Source organism: Archangium lansingense (assembly GCF_026626635.1).
Lineage (GTDB): Bacteria > Myxococcota > Myxococcia > Myxococcales > Myxococcaceae > Archangium > Archangium lansingense.
This window is the reverse complement of record NZ_JAPNKA010000001.1, coordinates 12568715-12584264: the sequence shown is the minus strand read 5'-3', so window position 1 is coordinate 12584264 and position 15550 is coordinate 12568715. Positions and strand designations below refer to the sequence as shown.

Genomic DNA, 15550 nt, shown 5'->3' with positions numbered 1-15550 from the left:
CATGGACGCACCGCCGGTCGCCGTGGCTGATTGCGCGGAGGCGGGAGGGGACGCAGGACGCTTGGCGGGGTGGGGCCGGTGGAGACCGGGCAGGAGCCCCGGGAGCGGGGCGCGTGTGGCACAACCCCCGAGCAGCAGTAGGAGCATCACGCCGAGGACGCCTTGGACGGAGCGACTCCAGGTGACCCGGCGTGGAGAGCCCGTGGAATCGGCGCGCATGGAACACCCCCCTGGAGATCCGGCGTGTTCCTCGAGCATCCGGAAGCCCCGGACGTCTCGTCAACGCGGGCCGGACTCCTTCGTTGGAAAAGCAGCGGACGCGATGGCAGATGTCATCTCGGGAGTCATTCATGGGGGGATGACCGCAGAAGTGGTTTTCCGCTTGCCTTCATGAGAACGCCCCACATAGGTTGTTCGAGTGCGTCCTGTCGGCCGCAGCCTTCACGCGGGCAGGAGGGCCAGCGCTCCCATGAACCCGCCGCGCCACCCCAACGAGCTCTTCGAGGGAAACCTGGTGCGGGGTTTCCGCATCGTGCGCTGGCTGGGGGCCGGAAGCTTTGCCTTCATGTTCCTGGTGGAGCGTGGCGGCAGCCGCTACTCGCTGAAGATGTCGACCCGGCCTTCCTCGCCAGCGGACGAGGACAAGGTGGAGGCCTGGAGGCGCCGCGAGGTGGCTTCGTGGGAGCACCTGGAGCACCCCAATTTGTTGCCGGTGCTCGAGTGGGGGCGGTGGCCCGACCCGGAGACGGGCTACTCCTACTTCGTGACGCCTTACGTCTGTGGAAGCACCTTCCATGCGTGGCGTCAGCAGAAACGCGCGTCCCTCGACCGCAGCGTGAGCGTGCTGTGCGAGTTCCTGAAGGTGCTGGAGGCGCTCCACGAGCGAGGGGTGTGTCACGGCGACATCAAGGCGGAGAACATCCTGGTGCGATGGGCGGACGACAGGCCGTTCCTCATCGACTTCAGCTCGGTGCCTCTGCCTTGGGTTCGCGTGCCGGTGGAGGCACATCCTGTTGCGGACCTGTATGTCTTTGGAGTGCTGCTGTACGAGACGCTCACCCAGTGCCGTCCCTTCGGCACCCGGCTGCCGCTGGAGCAGATGCTGTGCGCCATCGCCTCCGTGACGCCGCCCAGACCCCGGGAGCTCGAGCCCAGGGTTCCCGAGGCCTTGAGTGCACTGGCCATGCGGCTGCTGGAGAAGGAGCCCCAGAAGCGTCCCACGGGCGCCAGGGCCGTCCGCATGGAGTTGCAGCGGATACAGAAAGAGGAGGGACACACCTGGGTCTGGCGGCAGCCGGCGAGACGGCCCGGCGAGGCTGCTCGGTCGCGGGCGCTGTCGGCGGGCGTGGAGCCGTTGGCGGCGGTGATGGAGGAGTTTCCGGTGCCGGACCCTCCGCGGCTGCAAGTCGCACCCGTGCCGGCGGAGAGCCCTCCGTCCGATCCTCCGAGACGGGCAGGAGGGCGGCCGGGGTGGTTCGCTGCCCTGGTCTTGGCTCTGGGGGCGCTCGGGATGGGGTGGATGTTGCACCGCGTGGTGTATTTCCCACCTCGGCAGGATTGCTCGTGCGCGGAGCCCGCCATGCCGGCTCCTCGCACTCGGTGAGCCGCACCCGCTCGGGCTTGGTGTCGGTTGTTCACCCTGGCTCGAGGGGCTGCAAGGGCCGCAACAGACCCGCTTCGTGGAGCAGCTCCTGGACGCGAGCGGCCAGGGCGACGTGTTCCGGGTTGGAGGCGGTGAAGCGCTCGGCCCGCCCATAGCCAGAAGCGGAAACCGTCTTGACCCTGTCGGTGCTCCTTTCTTTCGAACATCCGTGTGAACGTCACCGCATCCGGGTTGATGAGGGGGGCTCGTCTCTTCCCGTCGTCTGCTGTGTCATTCCAGCGATTCCACGCCGGGTCGCAGCGTCCGAGGCGCTGGACCCGGCATTTGCATCGCTCAAAGCTGGCTGCCCGACCCCAATGATTCGATGGCCTGACGTGCACACGTCCTATGGGCCCCCGTCCGCCGGAAGACCTGCATCCGCTGGCAGGCCTGCGTCCACAGGGGATGGACGGGAGCGCTCAGCACGGACATGCAGTTGTCCGGCGGTCTTTCCTCCGAGTGCGTAGAACACGAGGTCGCCTTCGATGCACTCCGGGCCCTGCGGCCTGCCGGGAATGTCCGCGAACAGGGGAAGCCGGATGTCTTTTCCGTACCAATGGCCCGGGGTGTCAGGCGACAGCGGCCATCGGGGGGCAGACGCGCTTCGTGGGCAGAGGACCCGGGTTGCCCGGATTTGGTCAGGCGGCGTTGGCTTCTCCGGCGCGCACACGGGTGAGCCTGGAGGCGGCGGGGCAGGTGAGGACGGTGGTGCTGGGGTCCAGGGAGTTGGTGGTGGGATTGGCGCCCACGGCGGTGGCATCCCGTGCCATGGGGCCTGGCGGCGGAGCTTCATCCCAGAAGGGCAGCCTCACCGGGCGGCCCTCTCGGCTTGACCCGAGTGCCGACGATGAGACCAAGAGGGGAATCAAGCGTGAGAATGAGTCCGCACGGATCCTCGCGGACAACGGCTACCACGTGGAGCAGAACCCCCCACGCAGGAGCAATGGCAAGGAACCTGATTACAAGATCGGCGGAGAGTACGCGGACTGCATGGCTCCTTCCACGTCGAACGCACGCAACATTGCTTCGCGCATCAAAGAGGAAAAGGTAGATCCGGGACAAGCTGACACAATCATCCTGAACCTCGATGACAGCAACGTGGCGATTGAAGCGATGATGAAGCAGCTATTGGACTGGCCCATTCCTGGCCTCAAGCAGGTCATCGCCATCAAAGATGGGAAGATCATCCTGCTCTTTCCTTGAGCGGCCTGGGTGGACATCATCCCGAAGGAAAAACACATGGGCCTCGATTACAGCCTCAAGCTTGCGACGGACATGAAGCGGATTCAGGCGCTCGGTCTGCTCGCCGAGCGCATTCCGGAACTCCAGTGGAGCGAGGAGCACACCTCCCTCTATGCTCCAGATATCATCATCACGGTGGTGGAAATGGACGGGATGGGCCAGTCCATCATCGAAGAAGGATTTGGCTTCAGGCCCAGTGTGTCCGTGGGATTCCGCTACCCCTCCAACCGTGATTACGAGAACTTCGCCAAGACGATGCTGCGGGGAGCCTTGCCGTTGTTGGAGCAAGGGCGCGACGGGGTCCTGCTCTTCAACGGGGAGATCATCGTCCTGCAGCGAATAGGGGGACGGCTCGTTTTCAATGCGGACTACCGCCTCTACCGTGACGAGCGCTGGCTGACGGACAACGTCCCCGTGCCCTTCGAGCGCCGTCCTCTGCCCTCACCGCTGCGCTAGCGCCCCCGTCAGGCCGCGGGGCTCCAGACGTGGTCCGCTAGCTCCCCGAGCACCTGCTCCAGCTTCCCCTCCAAAGCCTTGTCCATCGCGGCCCAGCCGCCGTGGTCCTTGAAGGCCCCCGAGTCGAAGGACTGCCGGTCCAGCACTACGTTCGCCGTGAGCTGGTGGCCGATGCGCTCCAGCCACTTCTTCTGTGGCGGAGTCCACGGGCGGCTCGCCAGCACCTTCTTCAGGGCGCGCTGCACCCGGTCGGCGTAGGGCACCAGCGGCTCGCCCAGCGCCTGCTGCCGCACGAAGCCGATGATGGTGGAGGCGATGTCCTCGTTCTTCACGTCCCGCCACGCCGACTGGAGCTGCGGCTCGGTGTAGCCCGCCGTGTGCGCAGCTCATGGAACAGGCTCCGCACCTCGGCGGAGAGCGCGTTATGAGGGGGCGAGGCGAGCTTCTCGATGAGCTCGTACTGCTTGAGGTTGTCCGAGCGGACGTTGAGATGGGCCGCCGCCCGCTGGGCCAGCCGCTCGCCGAACTGGCGCAGCTTCATCAGGCTGGTGACAGGGTCCTCGACGAAGTAGCGCTCAGCCTGGGCACCGAGTGCCACGAGCAGCGTGTCGTGGGCTGAGAGGAACTAGAAGTTCGACGAGGTGGGTGTGGCCATGGACGGGCGTGCAGCCTATCCGAAAGGCAGGAGCAGGGCAGGTGCCCAGCCGACCTGACGCGGTGTGTCCTGGCTGGCGGACCTGCGGGGTGACGGCCGAGAAGGCGTGCGCGGTTCGGCCTCAGCAGCTATAGGTCGAGGGTATGAACGACGTCTCCCCTGTGCGGGTCGCACCCGCGGTGTTGCCAAAGCCGAACGACCCGTGCTGGTGCGGTAGTGGCACGAAGTACAAGAAGTGCCACCGGGGCGTGGATGCCGTAGAGGCTCGCAAGCGGGGGCCCGAGGCCCGCTCGCCTGGCATCCGGCCGGGTGTCATCAGCCCCATGCGCACCGTGCCTCAGCACATCCCGCGTCCGGACTACGCGGTGTCGGGGCGGCCCGCCCGCATCTTCCCTCCCTCCGAGGTGAAGAGCCCGGATGTCATCGCCCGCATGCGCCGCGCCTGCAAGGCCGCCGCCGAGGTGATGAATGCCACGGCCGCCCACCTGCGCCCCGGCATCACCACGGACGAGCTCGATGCCATCGCGCATGAGGAGTACGTGCGCCGCGGTGGCTACCCCAGTCCGCTCAACTACCACGGCTTCCCCAAGTCCATCTGCACCTCGGTCAACGAGGTCATCTGCCACGGGATCCCCGACAACCGGGCGCTCGAGGACGGCGACATCGTCAACCTCGACATCACCATCTACCTGGACGGCGTGCACGGGGACACCTCGGCCACCTACCTGGTGGGCTCGGTGGACTCGGACAGCGAGCGCCTGGTGCGTGTCACGCGCGAGTGCCTCATGCATGGCATCGAGGCGGTGAAGCCCGGCCGGCCTATCAACGACATCGGCAAGGCCATCGAGGCGCATGCGACGAAGCACAACATGGGCGTGGTGCGCGCCTACTGCGGCCACGGCATCGGCGAGCGCTTCCATACCGCGCTCCAGATTCCGCACCACTTCGACCCCGCGGCGACGACGATCATGGAGCCCGGGATGACGTTCACCATCGAGCCGATGATTACCCTCGGCCATTGGCACCACCGGGTGTGGGACGACGGGTGGACGGCGGTGACCGCGGACGGCAGCCGCACGGCCCAGTTCGAGCACACCCTCCTGGTGACGGACCAGGGCGCGGAAATCCTCACCGTGGCCTGACGCCCCCTCTCCCTTTGGGAGAGGGCGGGGGTGAGGGTCTACGCCCCCGCGCGCCGCACGCGGCTGCGCACGCCGGCGAACACGCACATCAGCACGAGCACGGCGGCGCCCAAGGTGCCGTGTCCCACCGGCTCGCCGAGCAGCAGCGCGCACCACATCAGGGTGAGCAGCGGCTGGGCGAGCTGGAGCTGGCTGATGCGCGCCACGCCCCCGAGCGCCAGCCCGCGGTACCAGGCGAAGAAGCCGAGGAACATGCTCACCGCGGAGACGTAGCCCATGCCGAGCCACGCACGGGGGCTGGCGGAGAGCACCTCGGGGCCTACGGAGAGCGCCACCACGGGGGCGAGGAAGGGCGCGGCGAGCACCAGGGCCCAGCAGATGACGCGCCAGCTTCCCAGCTCGCGCGCGAGCACCGCGCCCTCGGCGTAGCCCACCGCGGCCGCGGCCACGGCCAGCAGCACCAGCCCATCCGCCCCGGTGGGCCGCCCCGCGCCTTGGGCCAGTGCGAAGCCCAGCACACAGCCGAGCCCCGCCAGCGCCGACAGCCAGAAGCCCCACGAGGGGCGCTCGCGCGCACGGAAGACGGCTGCCACGGCGGTGGCCGCGGGCAGCAGGCCCACCAGCACCGCGCTGTGCGAGGCGGGCATGTGGCGCAGGGCCAGCGCGGACAGCAGCGGGAAGCCCACCACCACGCCCCCGGCCACCAGCGCGAGGCGAGGCCAGTGACGGCGCTCGGGGATCCGCTCACGGCGCACGGCCAGCAGCAGCCCCGCGAGGAGCGCCGCCACCAGCGCGCGGCCCAGGCCCACCATGGTGCTGCCCAGCTCTGGTACGGCCACGCGGGTGGCGGGCAGGGTGAGGCTGAAGGCCACCACGCCGAGCGCGCCGAGCAGCAGCCCCTCCATCGTTTGCGCGGACTCGGAACGCGGCATGGGCGCGAAGCACAGGCGCGCGGGGCGCAGCGCCTGCACCACCACCCGGCCGTGTCCCTCCACCTGGAGCGCGTCGCCGGGCCTCAACACGTGGTCCTCGCGGTCTCCCTCTCGGGTGAGCCACACCGTTCCCTCGCAGCACGAGAGCATCATCCCTCCCATGCGCGGCAGGTACGTCCACAGCGCGCCCTGTGCGAGCGCCAGGCCCGCCGGCTCCTCTCCGGCAATGAGCGATTTCGAGGTCATCTCTCCACCTCCTCTGGTCCGCTCAACATGTGCCCTTCGTGGCGAGCAGAACAGATTCAGCGGATTGCGTTTGTAACCAGTACAGTTTGCCTGGGATGAACTGTGCTGGTTCTCGCGGAGGCTAGCTGTACCTGGGCCCGGAGACGCCTCCTCGTTAATGGAGGAGGTGGCCCTGCGGGCCGGAGTGGAGGGCGCGATGAGACAGGCGAGCGCGGTACACAAGCCGAAGCTGTACGAGCAGGTGGCCGAGCGGCTGGGCGAGGCCATCTCCGCGGGCACGCTGCGGGCGGGGGACCGGATGCCCTCGGTGCGCCAGCTCAGCGCGAGCGAGCGGGTGAGCGTGTCCACGGTGCTGCAGGCGTATGTGCACCTGGAGTCGATGGGGCTCATCGAGACGCGGCCGCAGTCCGGGCACTACGTGCGTCGGCGCGAGCGCCCTCTGCCCGCAGAGCCCCAGGTGTCCCAACCAGCGGCCTCAGCCACACCGGTGAGTGTGAGCGCGCTGGTGGCCCGGGTGTACCGCGCGGCGAGCGACGCGCGCATCGTCTCCTTCGGGGCGGCGTTTCCCTCTCCGGCGCTGCTGCCCACCCGGCGCCTCAACCGCGAGCTGGCCCTGCTGGCTCGCGAGGCCGGCGAGGTGGCGATTGAGTACGACATGCCCCCGGGGTGCCTGGTGCTGCGGCAGCAGGTGGCGCGCCGCTCGCTGGACTGGGGTTGTCCACTCGCGCCGGAGGACTTCGTCATCACCTGTGGAGCCTCGGAGGCGATCCACCTGAGCCTGTCCACGGTGGCGCGCACCGGCGACACCGTGGCCATCGAGTCCCCGGCCTACTACGGCACGCTGCAGGCCATTGAGGCGCAGGGACTGCGAGCGCTGGAGATTCCGAGCCACCCTCGCCATGGCATGGAGCTGGACGCGCTGGAGTCGGCGCTGAAGAAGCGCAAGGTGGCCGTGGTGCTGGTGGTGCCCAGCTTCAGCAACCCGCTGGGAAGCTGCATGCCGGAGGAGAACCGCCAGCGGCTGGTGCGGATGCTCGCCGAGCGCGGGATTCCGCTCATCGAGGATGACCTCTACGGAGATCTGCACTTCGGCCCGCAGCGGCCGAGGCCCGCGAAGGCGCATGACACGGAGGGGTTGGTACTGCTGTGCGGCTCCTTCTCCAAGACGCTGGCGCCGGGCTACCGGGTGGGCTGGGTTGCGCCGGGGCGCTTCCGGGAGAAGGTGGAGCTGCTCAAGTTCGCGCAGACGGTGGCCACGCCCACGCTGCCCCAGCTCGCCATTGCCGCCTTCCTGCGCAACGGGGGCTATGACAGACACCTGCGCTCGCTGCGCCGGCAGCTCGCGTCGCAGGTGCAGCGGATGGTGGAGGCCATTGGCGAGCACTTCCCGGAGGGCACACGCGTGACGCGGCCCGAGGGAGGCCAGCTCGTCTGGGTGGAGCTGCCGCGCAAGGTGGACGCGCTGGTGCTGCACGAGCGGGCGCTGGAGGCGGGCATCAGCATCGCGCCCGGTCCCATCTTCTCGGCGCAGAAGCGCTACGGGAACTTCATCCGCCTGAGCTGCGGTTTCCCATGGTCACCGCGGCTGGAGGGCGCTCTGGCCACTCTGGGAAGCCTCGCTCGCAGCCTGGCCTGAGCGGACGGACTGCCACCACGGCTCCACGCTCTCCACCCGCGATGGCTCCACCGGGGCTCCCAGCCTCGGCATCACCAGGCGCACCCGCTGCTCCTGCCCCAGTCGTACGAGCGTCTCCGCCGGGTCATCCCACGCGTGGATGGCGAGGTTGAACGTGCCCCAGTGCACCGGCAGGAACGCGCCGCCGCCGAGCAGCTCCAGCGCCTTCAGGGCGTTCTCCGGCCCGAGGTGGATGTCGCCCCATGCTGGGTGGAACGCGCCCACCTCCAGCATGACGAGGTCGAACGGCCCGAGCTTCTGGCGGATGTCCGCGTACTCCGGCGTGAGCCCCGTGTCGCCGCTGAAGAAGACCTTGTGCCTCGGGCTCTCGATGACGAACGACGACCAGAGCGTGCGGTTGCGATCTCCCAGTCCTCGGCCGGAGAAGTGCTGCGATGGAGCGGCGGTGATGCGCAGCTCGCCTCGCGGCAGCGTGGCGGACTCCCACCAGTCCAGCTCGGTGATGCGCTCGGGCAGTATGCCCCAGGCCTCCAGGTGTGCGCCCACGCCGAGGGACGTGTAGAAGGGCACCTCCGTGCGCGCCAGCTCGAGGATGGTCGGGTAGTCGAGGTGGTCGTAGTGGTCGTGCGAGACGATGACCGCATCCAGCGGGGGAAGCTGGGAGATCGTCACCGGCACCGGATGGAAGCGCTTGGGCCCCGCGAAGGACCAGGGGGACACGCGCTCGCCCCAGACGGGGTCCGTGAGCACGCGCAGTCCGTCCACCTCGAGCAGCACCGTCGAGTGTCCGAGCCACGTCGCGCGCAGTCCCGTGTCCACCGGCTGGGCCCACGTGGCGAGCGGGCTCTCGAAGGGAAGAGGTCCGGGTGGCGTCCGCTCCTTCCCGCCGAGGAAGAACTCGCCCATCGTCGAGAACCTGGTGCCCGGCTTGAGTCCGGGGCCCACTCCCGCGGTGTTCTTGAAGAACCCATCCAGGAAGCGGGGAGAGGAGCGCATGCGCTCGAGACGGAGGCCGTGGGCCTTCCCACCGAAGACGGAACCCTTGGGCATGCGGCAGGTTTAACGCGGGGCTGCCTCGCGTGCCACTTCCCCCCATGTTGATAGAGGAAGCGGACAGGCGCCCCGCCGGGCGGGTGGCCCGGGTCAATGCAGACGTACCTTCAGGTGCTCCTCATCGGCGTTGGGCCGTCCCAGGAAGGTGTCCAGCAGGCGTTCCTCAACGGAATCCCGTTCCCAGACCGCGGCCCGCTCGAGACCTACACACTCCTGGGGCTCGGCGGCTCGCTCATGACCAGCGGTGTCGAAGATGGTGCAGCGCCGGAAGTCTCCCAGGTCCTGCATGAACTGAACGACAGGCTGGGTCAGCTGCTCCTCGAGCGTCCTTCGCCCGATGCCCTCCCACGCGTCCAGGGCCAGATGGCGGACAGCGATCCTGAAAAGGATGGGGCTTGCGGCGATCCTGTCCAGATCCGCGTCCGGACTTGTGGTTCTGTAGTTGTAGAAGGCCGCATACGGTGACTCAAGCAGCCGTGCATAGCCGAAGGAGCCATCGGAGAGGGCAATCCTGATGAAGGTTCCTGTCGTGTGCTTCTGCCTGCGCATCGCTCAAGCTCCGGTGTAGGGATGGAGTTGGCCCCATTTCTTCGTGGCGGCGGCGTGGAACAGCCTGCCCAGCGGATTGTCTTTTGCCACGCCACGCTGGACGTTTGGCGTGTCACGCGCTGTGTTGGACGCGTCGTGACTGAGCGTGTCCGGGGAACCACGCTCTACGTGTCCGGCCGGAGGCGAGGTCACCCAAAGCCCTGAGAATCCAAGCCCTTGCGCATGGGCTCGCTGCTTGCAGTCGTGAGCATCCATGTCCAACCCACTTCATCCCGAGTTGCTTCATCCGTGTCCTGGTGCTCGCGCCGCTGCCGGTCTCGAAGGGGCCGGTGCGGCCCTGGTCCGAGGCTTCCTGATGATGGTGCTCGTTGTCGGTAGCGCCTACGGCGGGCCGGCGACGGCACGGGAGTCATCCGCACCGCGCTCCAAGCTCCACTTCGTGGTCCCGGCCGACGACACCTCCTACCTGGTGCTGGCCAATGTCGAGAAGGCAGAGGAGCTGCTGCCGCACGGGCCGTTGCGCCTGACGGGCGATGAGTCGAACCCGCGCGTGATCGCCGAGGTCTCCGAGGCCCACCTCCCGGCGGACCTGCGCGCGTGGAGCAAGCGCAAGGTGTTCGTCGACGAGCGCTGTCATGCGACCGTGTCTGGTTTTGCCATCGTGGCCCGCCTGGTTGGTGACGTTGGTGACCCGAGCTACTCCCTTGGCGACAACGGTTCCAAGTCGCCCGCCGACAGTGTCTTCTCCCTCGGCCACAAGGTGCTGGCCGCTCGCCTCGATCGCTGCAAGGGCTCCTTCGCGCGCGCGGCCAGCGCCGAACCGATCCAGGTTCTGCAACCGGCCGTGAACAAGGAGGCCGTGGCCGCGGCTCGTGCCGATTTCCTCAAGTCCAAGGTCGTCGCCAAGGCCAGGAAGGAGTGGGTCGGAGCCGACGCCGAGGGTGCGCGCGAGCAGGTGAATGCGCCGCGCGTGGTGACGGTCCGGCACCCCACGACCGGCGAGACCTGGATTTCGCTCCACCTGCGCTTCGGGGACGGGCCGTGCGAAGACCCGCCGGACGACGTGTGGGGCCTCTACCGCGTCACCGAGCAGGGCGTCGAGCGGACGCGGCTCCTCCGTCTCGGTCAGTTCCAGTCCATCGACGCCTTGCTCGATGTCGAGGGGGACGGGCAGCTCGAGCTCCTCCTCCAAGGTGATTTCGGCACCACCCGCGAGCTTCGCTCCGGTGAGGGCAAGGTCATCCGCCGCATCACGATGCCGATCTCCGTCTGCATGTGTTGACGCGGGCGGATGTGCTCGAGCGGGGACGAGGCGGCGTCCGCCCCGTGCTGCTCCCGGGCCATCTACGGGTGGGCGATCGCGAACCGCGGCTCACCCCGTGGGGATGCGCACGACGAAGGTGTAGTCCACGTCCAGCGCCTTGCCCTGGGACGTGATGGGCGTGACCCGCCAGGTGGACAGCGCCTCGAGCAGCTCCTGCTCCATATAGGGCAGGCCATTGAGCAGCCGGCAGTTGGTCACCCGTCCCTCACGCGTCACCACGCAGCGCACCAGCGCGGTGCCGCGCACGCGCTCGGCTCGGGCCTCCGCGGTGAGCTGTGGCTCCCTTCCGCTCACCCGCTGGGGACGTGTCATCGCCGAGGGCTCGAACGCCACGGGCTCTCCCGCTCCGAGCGACTCCGGCTGGGGCCTCCTCAGCTCGGGCGCCCTCGCCGCGACGGGCGTCCTCGCCTCGGGCTTTGCCTCGGTCTTCACCTCGGGAGTGGACGCGGGCCGGGCGGCGGTGCGCTTCGCGGCCTTGGGGCGTGCGGCCTTGGCCACAGGGGCTGGCGCGGGCTCAGACTCAGGCGCGGGGGTCGGAGCCGTCTCGGCGATGGGCTCGGACGCGGGCAGCGTCGAGGTAGTTGCCCGTGAGGCCGTGGCGCACCCAGTACCACCCAGGGCGATACAGGCGGCCAGCAGGCAGGAGAGGGCAAGGCGGGGCTGCACGGAGAGGGGTGAGCCAATCATGGCGTAATTTTACATCAAAACGGGCAAGTGTGCTGCGAGATCGCCTGATCATCCCGGAAATCCCGTGGAGCCACTGTATGGGATTCGGAGCCCAGGTGGGTGTTATTGAAAGAGAGGAGGTGGCCTATGCCGCTCAGACGAGACATCCCCCTGTTTCAGCTCGCGACCGAGGATGGGCACGAGCGCGGCACGCGCAAGGCCTGGCAGCGGCGGGAGATGGTGGTGGCGTTGCTGCATGCCAATTGTGAGGCCTGTCAGCGGCTGCATGCGGAACTGGTGGCGCGAGCGCCCGGGTGGCACCAGGAGGAGGTCGAGGCCTTCACGGTGATGATGCCCGGCCGGCCCGGGGAGCCGGTGCTGCCGGGGGCGCTGAAGGACGAGGAGGGCACGGTGACGTGGAAGCTCGCGGAGAGCTTCGGGCGCGTGCCCGGGATGGCGGTGGTGGCGGTGGCCAACCGCTTCGGCGAGCTCTACGGGGTGGTGGACGTGCACGGCCGGCCCACGGCACAGGTGCTCGGCGAGGCGCTGGAGTGGCTGGACCTGGCGCAGCGCCAGTGCGGCGAGTGCTCCGCGCCGCTCTGGGACTGAGACTACGGGCCGGGGCTCCGGGGAGGCATCACTCGGATGGGCGGCTCGATGAGGCGGGGCGGAGTGGCCTCGGGGTCGTCCGGCTCGTAGGCGGGCGCATAGGGGCTGGCGTGCGTCTCCTTCCACTTGCGAGGCACGCGCTCGAGGCCCACGGGGAAGACGGTGAGCTGCCCGTCCTTGTCGATGCGCAGCCGCAGGAAGTTCTTCCAGTCGGCGACGGCCAGGGAGATGAAGGCCTCGTTGGAGTGGGCCTTGAAGGTGTTGACGCTCACCATCAGGTACAGGCCCATGATGAAGGGCCCGACGAGGAAGCCGCCGAGGAAGGTGAAGAAGGCGCCCATGAAGAACTTGCCCCACACGTGCATCCACCCGGCGGCGCACAGGGTGGCTCCGGGGACGAGGATGGTGTTGCCGGGGAGGATCTCCTGACAGATGCCCATCCCGTTGGCGGTGAAGTACATGCCGCCCCAGGCCACGAGGAAGGCGGCGGTGATGTGCGCGAGGCCGTGCAGTCCGCCGGCCAGCCAGCGCCAGCGTCCGAAGTCCTTGTCCGCGAAGCCGACGAGCCCGCCGAGGGTGGCCAGCCCCAGGGTGAGTGACCAGGGACGGGTCACCACCGAGGAGGCCACGGCGGAGAGCACCTGGGGGAGCTGCGTGAGCCCGTAGGAGCCGATCTCCGTGTACGTCGCCAGCGCGAGCAGCAGGTAGAGCGCGCCCGTCATCAGCCCGAAGAGGGGGCTGTGGCGGATGAGCATGAGGTTCTGCCGCGCCAGCTTCCGGGATGTTTTTTCGTCCGGGAAGCTCTTCTTGTGCACGTACCCGTCGCGCAGCCGCCGTGCCGCCGGAGCGTGGGTGGGGTGGAGGAAGGCCCCGCCGCCGCCCGCGATGATCTTGTGTTTGCCGTCGGGATTCTCGTGGCGCCGGTAGTGGTGCAGGTCGCCGGCGAGGAAGAGGCTGATGCGCCGGCCGAACACCTTCTCCTGGAGGTAGTCGAGGTTGTTCTCCAGGTAGCCGCGGCGCCGCTTGGAGGTAGCGGCCATGACCCAGGCGGGCTCGGCGTTGCAGAGGATGATGCGATCCTCGGGCTGCATGTGCGTGGCCACCTGGCGGAAGTACTCCACCTGGGGCACGTCGATGTCGCTGTCGAGCTGCACGTCGGTGCCGATGAGCCACCAGCCCTGGGGCAGCTTGAGAGCGAAGTAGCTGCGGCTCTGCCGGGTGCGCCGGCCGGCCAGCCAGCGGTTGGCGCAGAACAGGCGCATGAAGGAGGACAGCCCGTCGTACCAGTCGTGGTTGCCGGGGATGGCGAACAGGTCCGGGCTGGGGTGCTGGGTGCGGCCCAGGGCCTCCTCGTAGGGCTGCACGAGGCGCTCCTCGTACGTGTCGCGGCTGGCGCCCGGGTACACCTGGTCCCCGCCGAAGACGAGGATGCGTCCGCGCTCGATGGCGTGGGCCTGGCCCTGGGGATCCTCCACCTCGAGCGAGGGCAGCGCGAGGAGCCGGGCCACGGCGTAGGTGGAGTTCCACCCGTCGCCAGTGTCGGCCACGTAGTCCAGCCAGAAGTCCTCGCCGGGGGACTCCTGCGAGTAGTCGAAGTAGGGAGGCTGCGGGCGCACCACGGCCTCGATGAGGCGGTGGTCCGCGCGAGCGCCGAAGACGGCGGCGACCAGTGCGTCCATGCCGGTGCGGATGAGCATGGACGGGTGGAGCCAGCGCACCATGTCCGCGTGCTGGTGGGGTTTCGTCGCGGTCCCGGTGTCGTCGGGAGGGCCGGCCTCGTGGAGGGTGCGGTCGACGGAGGGCTCTTCGTACCTCTCCGCGGGCTGCGGCTTCTTCGCGGTGGCGGGCTCGTGGGGTGTCACTGGAGGTGACGGTCTCCCAGCCCCGTGCTCCGGTCAACTCCCCGACCTGATGCGTGAGGTGGCTGGTGGGTGGACACGGAGAGCGCTTCCGCTCTCGCTCTCTTGGCGGGCGAGCAGGCTGACGATTCCGGTTGCTCGGAAGCACCCACCGTGATGCATGCCGGCTCCATGAACGAATTTCCCATCACCGTGCGCTTCCCCGTGCAGTGGGGCGAGATGGACGCGTATGGCCACGTGAACAACGCGCGCTACTTCACCTGGTTCGAGGCGGCCCGGATTGCCTACATGGCGCGGGTGGGACTGGTGAGCCCCGAGATGCAGAAGCCGGAGGGAGGGGTGGGCCCCATCGTCGCGGCGACGAACGCGGAGTACCTGCGTCCGGTCGTCTTCCCGGCGGACGTGGTGGTGGGTGCGCGGGTGACGCGGATTGGCACCACCAGCCTCACGATGGAGTACGCGGTGGAGGATGCTCAGAGCGGGGTGCGCTACGCGCGCGGCGGCGCGGTGCTCGTGACCCTGCGCTACCCCACCTACGAGAAGGTGCCCGTGCCTTCGGAGATTCGCGCCGCCATCGAGGCGCTCGAGGGCCGCATCTTCGAGTGACGCCCTACGGGGCGGAGTTGCGGGAGGCGCGTGGGGTGGGCACGCACCTCCACGGTTCCTGCTCTGTCTTGCGGTGGCAGGTGAAGCCGGGTTCGCAGGACGAGGCGTCCTCGGGGGCGCAGGACGGGTGGCAGCGGTACTGATGGCAGACAGTGCCCTCGGGGCAGGCAGGAGCGCCCTGGCCGCAGGCAGAGGTGCACTGCATCCATACCGCATCTGCGGGCTGCGGGGATGTCTGGAGCAGGCAGAACTGATCCTGGGGACAGGGGCTCTGCTGGCAATCCTGCCCATACACCGTGGCGCAGATGGAGGCGTGCCGGCCTTCGAGCACGGGTTTGTCGAGGGCAATGCACCGCTGGCCATCAGGGCAGGTACGGCCCTCACAGGTAGGCAGACAGGAGGGGCCGTCCAATGGCCCCTCCTGACAGAAGAAGCCTTCGGGACAGGACGAGGGCTCCTCCGGTTGGCAGGGTCGGCCACATCGGGACTGGCAGAGCAGGTCCTTCTCGCAGGCGTAATCGTTGGAGGGAGAATGCTCGATGCAGACTTCCCCCTCCTTGCGCTCGCCTGCCAGGGAGCAGACTCGGAGGGGAGTTCCGTCCGAGGTGCTCTGGGTCCGGCAGACGAATCCTTCCCGGCATTGCAGATCCGTCACGCACCGGCTGTCCGTGCAGTAACGGCTCATCGTGTGGCTGCTGAAGAAGCACCTCAGGGGCGCTTCGCAGTCCTTATCCGAGACGCACGATTGCCCGTAGGTGAGCAGCTCTCGGCGCTGCTCGTTGGAGAGCATGGGGACGGGCGTCTTTCCCTTCGCGTGTGGCGGGTTCATGCCCTGCTCGAACATGGCGGCATGGAGCAGCCACACCAGGGGCAGCATCAAGAGGATGCCGGACAGGGCGGCCAGGAGTGCATGCCATCTCATGGGGCTCTCCA

At 68.5% G+C, this 15550-nt stretch carries 17 protein-coding genes and 2 pseudogenes; 9 read left to right on the top strand and 10 right to left on the bottom strand.

From position 1 onward, the window contains the following. The first annotated feature begins 469 nt into the window (after nt 1–469). Nucleotides 470–1603, top strand: a complete 1134-nt coding sequence (locus OV287_RS50500) for a serine/threonine protein kinase (RefSeq protein ID WP_267541268.1) — start codon at nt 470–472, stop codon at nt 1601–1603. Between the two features lie 31 nt (nt 1604–1634). Here OV287_RS50500 and OV287_RS50495 read toward each other — a convergent pair whose 3' ends face one another. After that, on the bottom strand, nt 1635–1709 hold the full coding sequence (locus tag OV287_RS50495) for a hypothetical protein (RefSeq protein WP_373371941.1): 75 nt from the start codon (nt 1707–1709) through the stop codon (nt 1635–1637). A gap of 51 nt (nt 1710–1760) precedes the next feature. Then, a pseudogene (locus OV287_RS56655) lies at nt 1761–1983 on the bottom strand (Imm52 family immunity protein); the annotation flags it as partial. A gap of 232 nt (nt 1984–2215) precedes the next feature. Between OV287_RS56655 and OV287_RS56765 the strand changes: the two are divergent. The 3 genes and pseudogenes from OV287_RS56765 to OV287_RS50480 form a co-directional block, all read left to right on the top strand. After that, nucleotides 2216–2455 (top strand): annotated as a pseudogene (locus tag OV287_RS56765) (AHH domain-containing protein); the annotation flags it as partial. 102 nt (nt 2456–2557) lie between these two features. Next, nucleotides 2558–2845: a CdiA C-terminal domain-containing protein gene (locus OV287_RS50485; protein ID WP_267541266.1), complete on the top strand. Its 288-nt coding sequence runs from the start codon at nt 2558–2560 to the stop codon at nt 2843–2845. A gap of 36 nt (nt 2846–2881) precedes the next feature. After that, entirely contained in the window at nt 2882–3340 is a 459-nt protein-coding gene (locus OV287_RS50480) for a SitI3 family protein (RefSeq protein ID WP_267541265.1), read from the top strand. 8 nt (nt 3341–3348) lie between these two features. On the opposite strand, the gene OV287_RS50475 is transcribed toward OV287_RS50480, so the two are convergent. Next, on the bottom strand, nt 3349–3672 hold the full coding sequence (locus OV287_RS50475; protein ID WP_267541264.1) for a type I restriction-modification enzyme R subunit C-terminal domain-containing protein: 324 nt from the start codon (nt 3670–3672) through the stop codon (nt 3349–3351). Further along, entirely contained in the window at nt 3669–3938 is a 270-nt protein-coding gene (locus OV287_RS50470; RefSeq protein ID WP_267541263.1) for a hypothetical protein, read from the bottom strand. Before OV287_RS50470 ends, OV287_RS50475 begins: the two co-directional genes overlap by 4 nt. A gap of 200 nt (nt 3939–4138) precedes the next feature. Here OV287_RS50470 and map point away from each other — a divergent pair, with 200 nt between their 5' ends. Beyond that, on the top strand, nt 4139–5137 hold the full coding sequence (gene map / locus OV287_RS50465) for a type I methionyl aminopeptidase (protein ID WP_267541262.1): 999 nt from the start codon (nt 4139–4141) through the stop codon (nt 5135–5137). Between the two features lie 38 nt (nt 5138–5175). Here the strand turns inward: map and OV287_RS50460 are convergent, their stop codons facing one another. Beyond that, complete coding sequence (locus OV287_RS50460; protein ID WP_267541261.1) at nt 5176–6315, bottom strand: EamA family transporter; 1140 nt, start codon at nt 6313–6315, stop codon at nt 5176–5178. Nucleotides 6316–6511: 196 nt separating this feature from the next. Between OV287_RS50460 and OV287_RS50455 the strand changes: the two genes are divergently transcribed. Further along, a complete protein-coding gene (locus OV287_RS50455; RefSeq protein ID WP_267541260.1) occupies nt 6512–7951 on the top strand; it encodes an aminotransferase-like domain-containing protein in 1440 nt (479 codons plus the stop codon). Here the strand turns inward: OV287_RS50455 and OV287_RS50450 are convergent. Both OV287_RS50450 and OV287_RS50445 read right to left on the bottom strand, forming a co-directional pair. After that, nucleotides 7892–9001: an MBL fold metallo-hydrolase gene (locus tag OV287_RS50450; RefSeq protein ID WP_267541259.1), complete on the bottom strand. Its 1110-nt coding sequence runs from the start codon at nt 8999–9001 to the stop codon at nt 7892–7894. The two genes, OV287_RS50455 and OV287_RS50450, sit on opposite strands and share 60 nt — an antisense overlap. Before the next feature lie 93 nt (nt 9002–9094). Further along, nucleotides 9095–9553: an Imm26 family immunity protein gene (locus OV287_RS50445; RefSeq protein WP_267541258.1), complete on the bottom strand. Its 459-nt coding sequence runs from the start codon at nt 9551–9553 to the stop codon at nt 9095–9097. 253 nt (nt 9554–9806) lie between these two features. Here OV287_RS50445 and OV287_RS50440 point away from each other — a divergent pair, with 253 nt between their 5' ends. Further along, nucleotides 9807–10835 (top strand): hypothetical protein, encoded by a 1029-nt coding sequence (locus OV287_RS50440; protein WP_267541257.1) that lies wholly within the window; start codon nt 9807–9809, stop codon nt 10833–10835. 90 nt (nt 10836–10925) lie between these two features. Here the strand turns inward: OV287_RS50440 and OV287_RS50435 are convergent, their stop codons facing one another. Further along, on the bottom strand, nt 10926–11564 hold the full coding sequence (locus OV287_RS50435) for an energy transducer TonB (RefSeq protein ID WP_267541256.1): 639 nt from the start codon (nt 11562–11564) through the stop codon (nt 10926–10928). A 126-nt stretch (nt 11565–11690) separates the two neighbouring features. On the opposite strand from OV287_RS50435, the gene OV287_RS50430 reads away from it, so the two are divergent. Beyond that, on the top strand, nt 11691–12152 hold the full coding sequence (locus OV287_RS50430) for a hypothetical protein (RefSeq protein WP_267541255.1): 462 nt from the start codon (nt 11691–11693) through the stop codon (nt 12150–12152). A 2-nt stretch (nt 12153–12154) separates the two neighbouring features. Here the strand turns inward: OV287_RS50430 and OV287_RS50425 are convergent, their stop codons facing one another. Beyond that, nucleotides 12155–13873, bottom strand: a complete 1719-nt coding sequence (locus tag OV287_RS50425; protein ID WP_267542581.1) for a metallophosphoesterase — start codon at nt 13871–13873, stop codon at nt 12155–12157. Between the two features lie 309 nt (nt 13874–14182). On the opposite strand from OV287_RS50425, the gene OV287_RS50420 reads away from it, so the two are divergent. After that, nucleotides 14183–14617, top strand: a complete 435-nt coding sequence (locus OV287_RS50420; protein WP_267541254.1) for an acyl-CoA thioesterase — start codon at nt 14183–14185, stop codon at nt 14615–14617. 4 nt (nt 14618–14621) lie between these two features. On the opposite strand, the gene OV287_RS50415 is transcribed toward OV287_RS50420, so the two are convergent. Further along, the gene (locus OV287_RS50415) at nt 14622–15539 is read right to left on the bottom strand and encodes a hypothetical protein (protein WP_267541253.1); all 918 of its coding nucleotides are present in this window, start codon (nt 15537–15539) and stop codon (nt 14622–14624) included. Nucleotides 15540–15550: the final 11 nt, after the last annotated feature.

What these genes read in the sequence shown, in the direction of transcription:
- OV287_RS50425 (WP_267542581.1), bottom strand. Translation starts at nt 13,873, where the DNA reads ATGGTGCGCTGGCTCCACCCGTCCATGCTCATCCGCACCGGCATGGAC.
- OV287_RS50420 (WP_267541254.1), top strand. Translation starts at nt 14,183, where the DNA reads ATGAACGAATTTCCCATCACCGTGCGCTTCCCCGTGCAGTGGGGCGAG.
- OV287_RS50415 (WP_267541253.1), bottom strand. Translation starts at nt 15,539, where the DNA reads ATGAGATGGCATGCACTCCTGGCCGCCCTGTCCGGCATCCTCTTGATG.
- OV287_RS50455 (WP_267541260.1), top strand. Translation starts at nt 6,512, where the DNA reads ATGAGACAGGCGAGCGCGGTACACAAGCCGAAGCTGTACGAGCAGGTG.
- OV287_RS50435 (WP_267541256.1), bottom strand. Translation starts at nt 11,564, where the DNA reads ATGATTGGCTCACCCCTCTCCGTGCAGCCCCGCCTTGCCCTCTCCTGC.
- OV287_RS50500 (WP_267541268.1), top strand. Translation starts at nt 470, where the DNA reads ATGAACCCGCCGCGCCACCCCAACGAGCTCTTCGAGGGAAACCTGGTG.
- map (WP_267541262.1), top strand. Translation starts at nt 4,139, where the DNA reads ATGAACGACGTCTCCCCTGTGCGGGTCGCACCCGCGGTGTTGCCAAAG.
- OV287_RS50440 (WP_267541257.1), top strand. Translation starts at nt 9,807, where the DNA reads ATGTCCAACCCACTTCATCCCGAGTTGCTTCATCCGTGTCCTGGTGCT.
- OV287_RS50450 (WP_267541259.1), bottom strand. Translation starts at nt 9,001, where the DNA reads ATGCCCAAGGGTTCCGTCTTCGGTGGGAAGGCCCACGGCCTCCGTCTC.
- OV287_RS50445 (WP_267541258.1), bottom strand. Translation starts at nt 9,553, where the DNA reads ATGCGCAGGCAGAAGCACACGACAGGAACCTTCATCAGGATTGCCCTC.
- OV287_RS50460 (WP_267541261.1), bottom strand. Translation starts at nt 6,315, where the DNA reads ATGACCTCGAAATCGCTCATTGCCGGAGAGGAGCCGGCGGGCCTGGCG.
- OV287_RS50430 (WP_267541255.1), top strand. Translation starts at nt 11,691, where the DNA reads ATGCCGCTCAGACGAGACATCCCCCTGTTTCAGCTCGCGACCGAGGAT.
- OV287_RS50480 (WP_267541265.1), top strand. Translation starts at nt 2,882, where the DNA reads ATGGGCCTCGATTACAGCCTCAAGCTTGCGACGGACATGAAGCGGATT.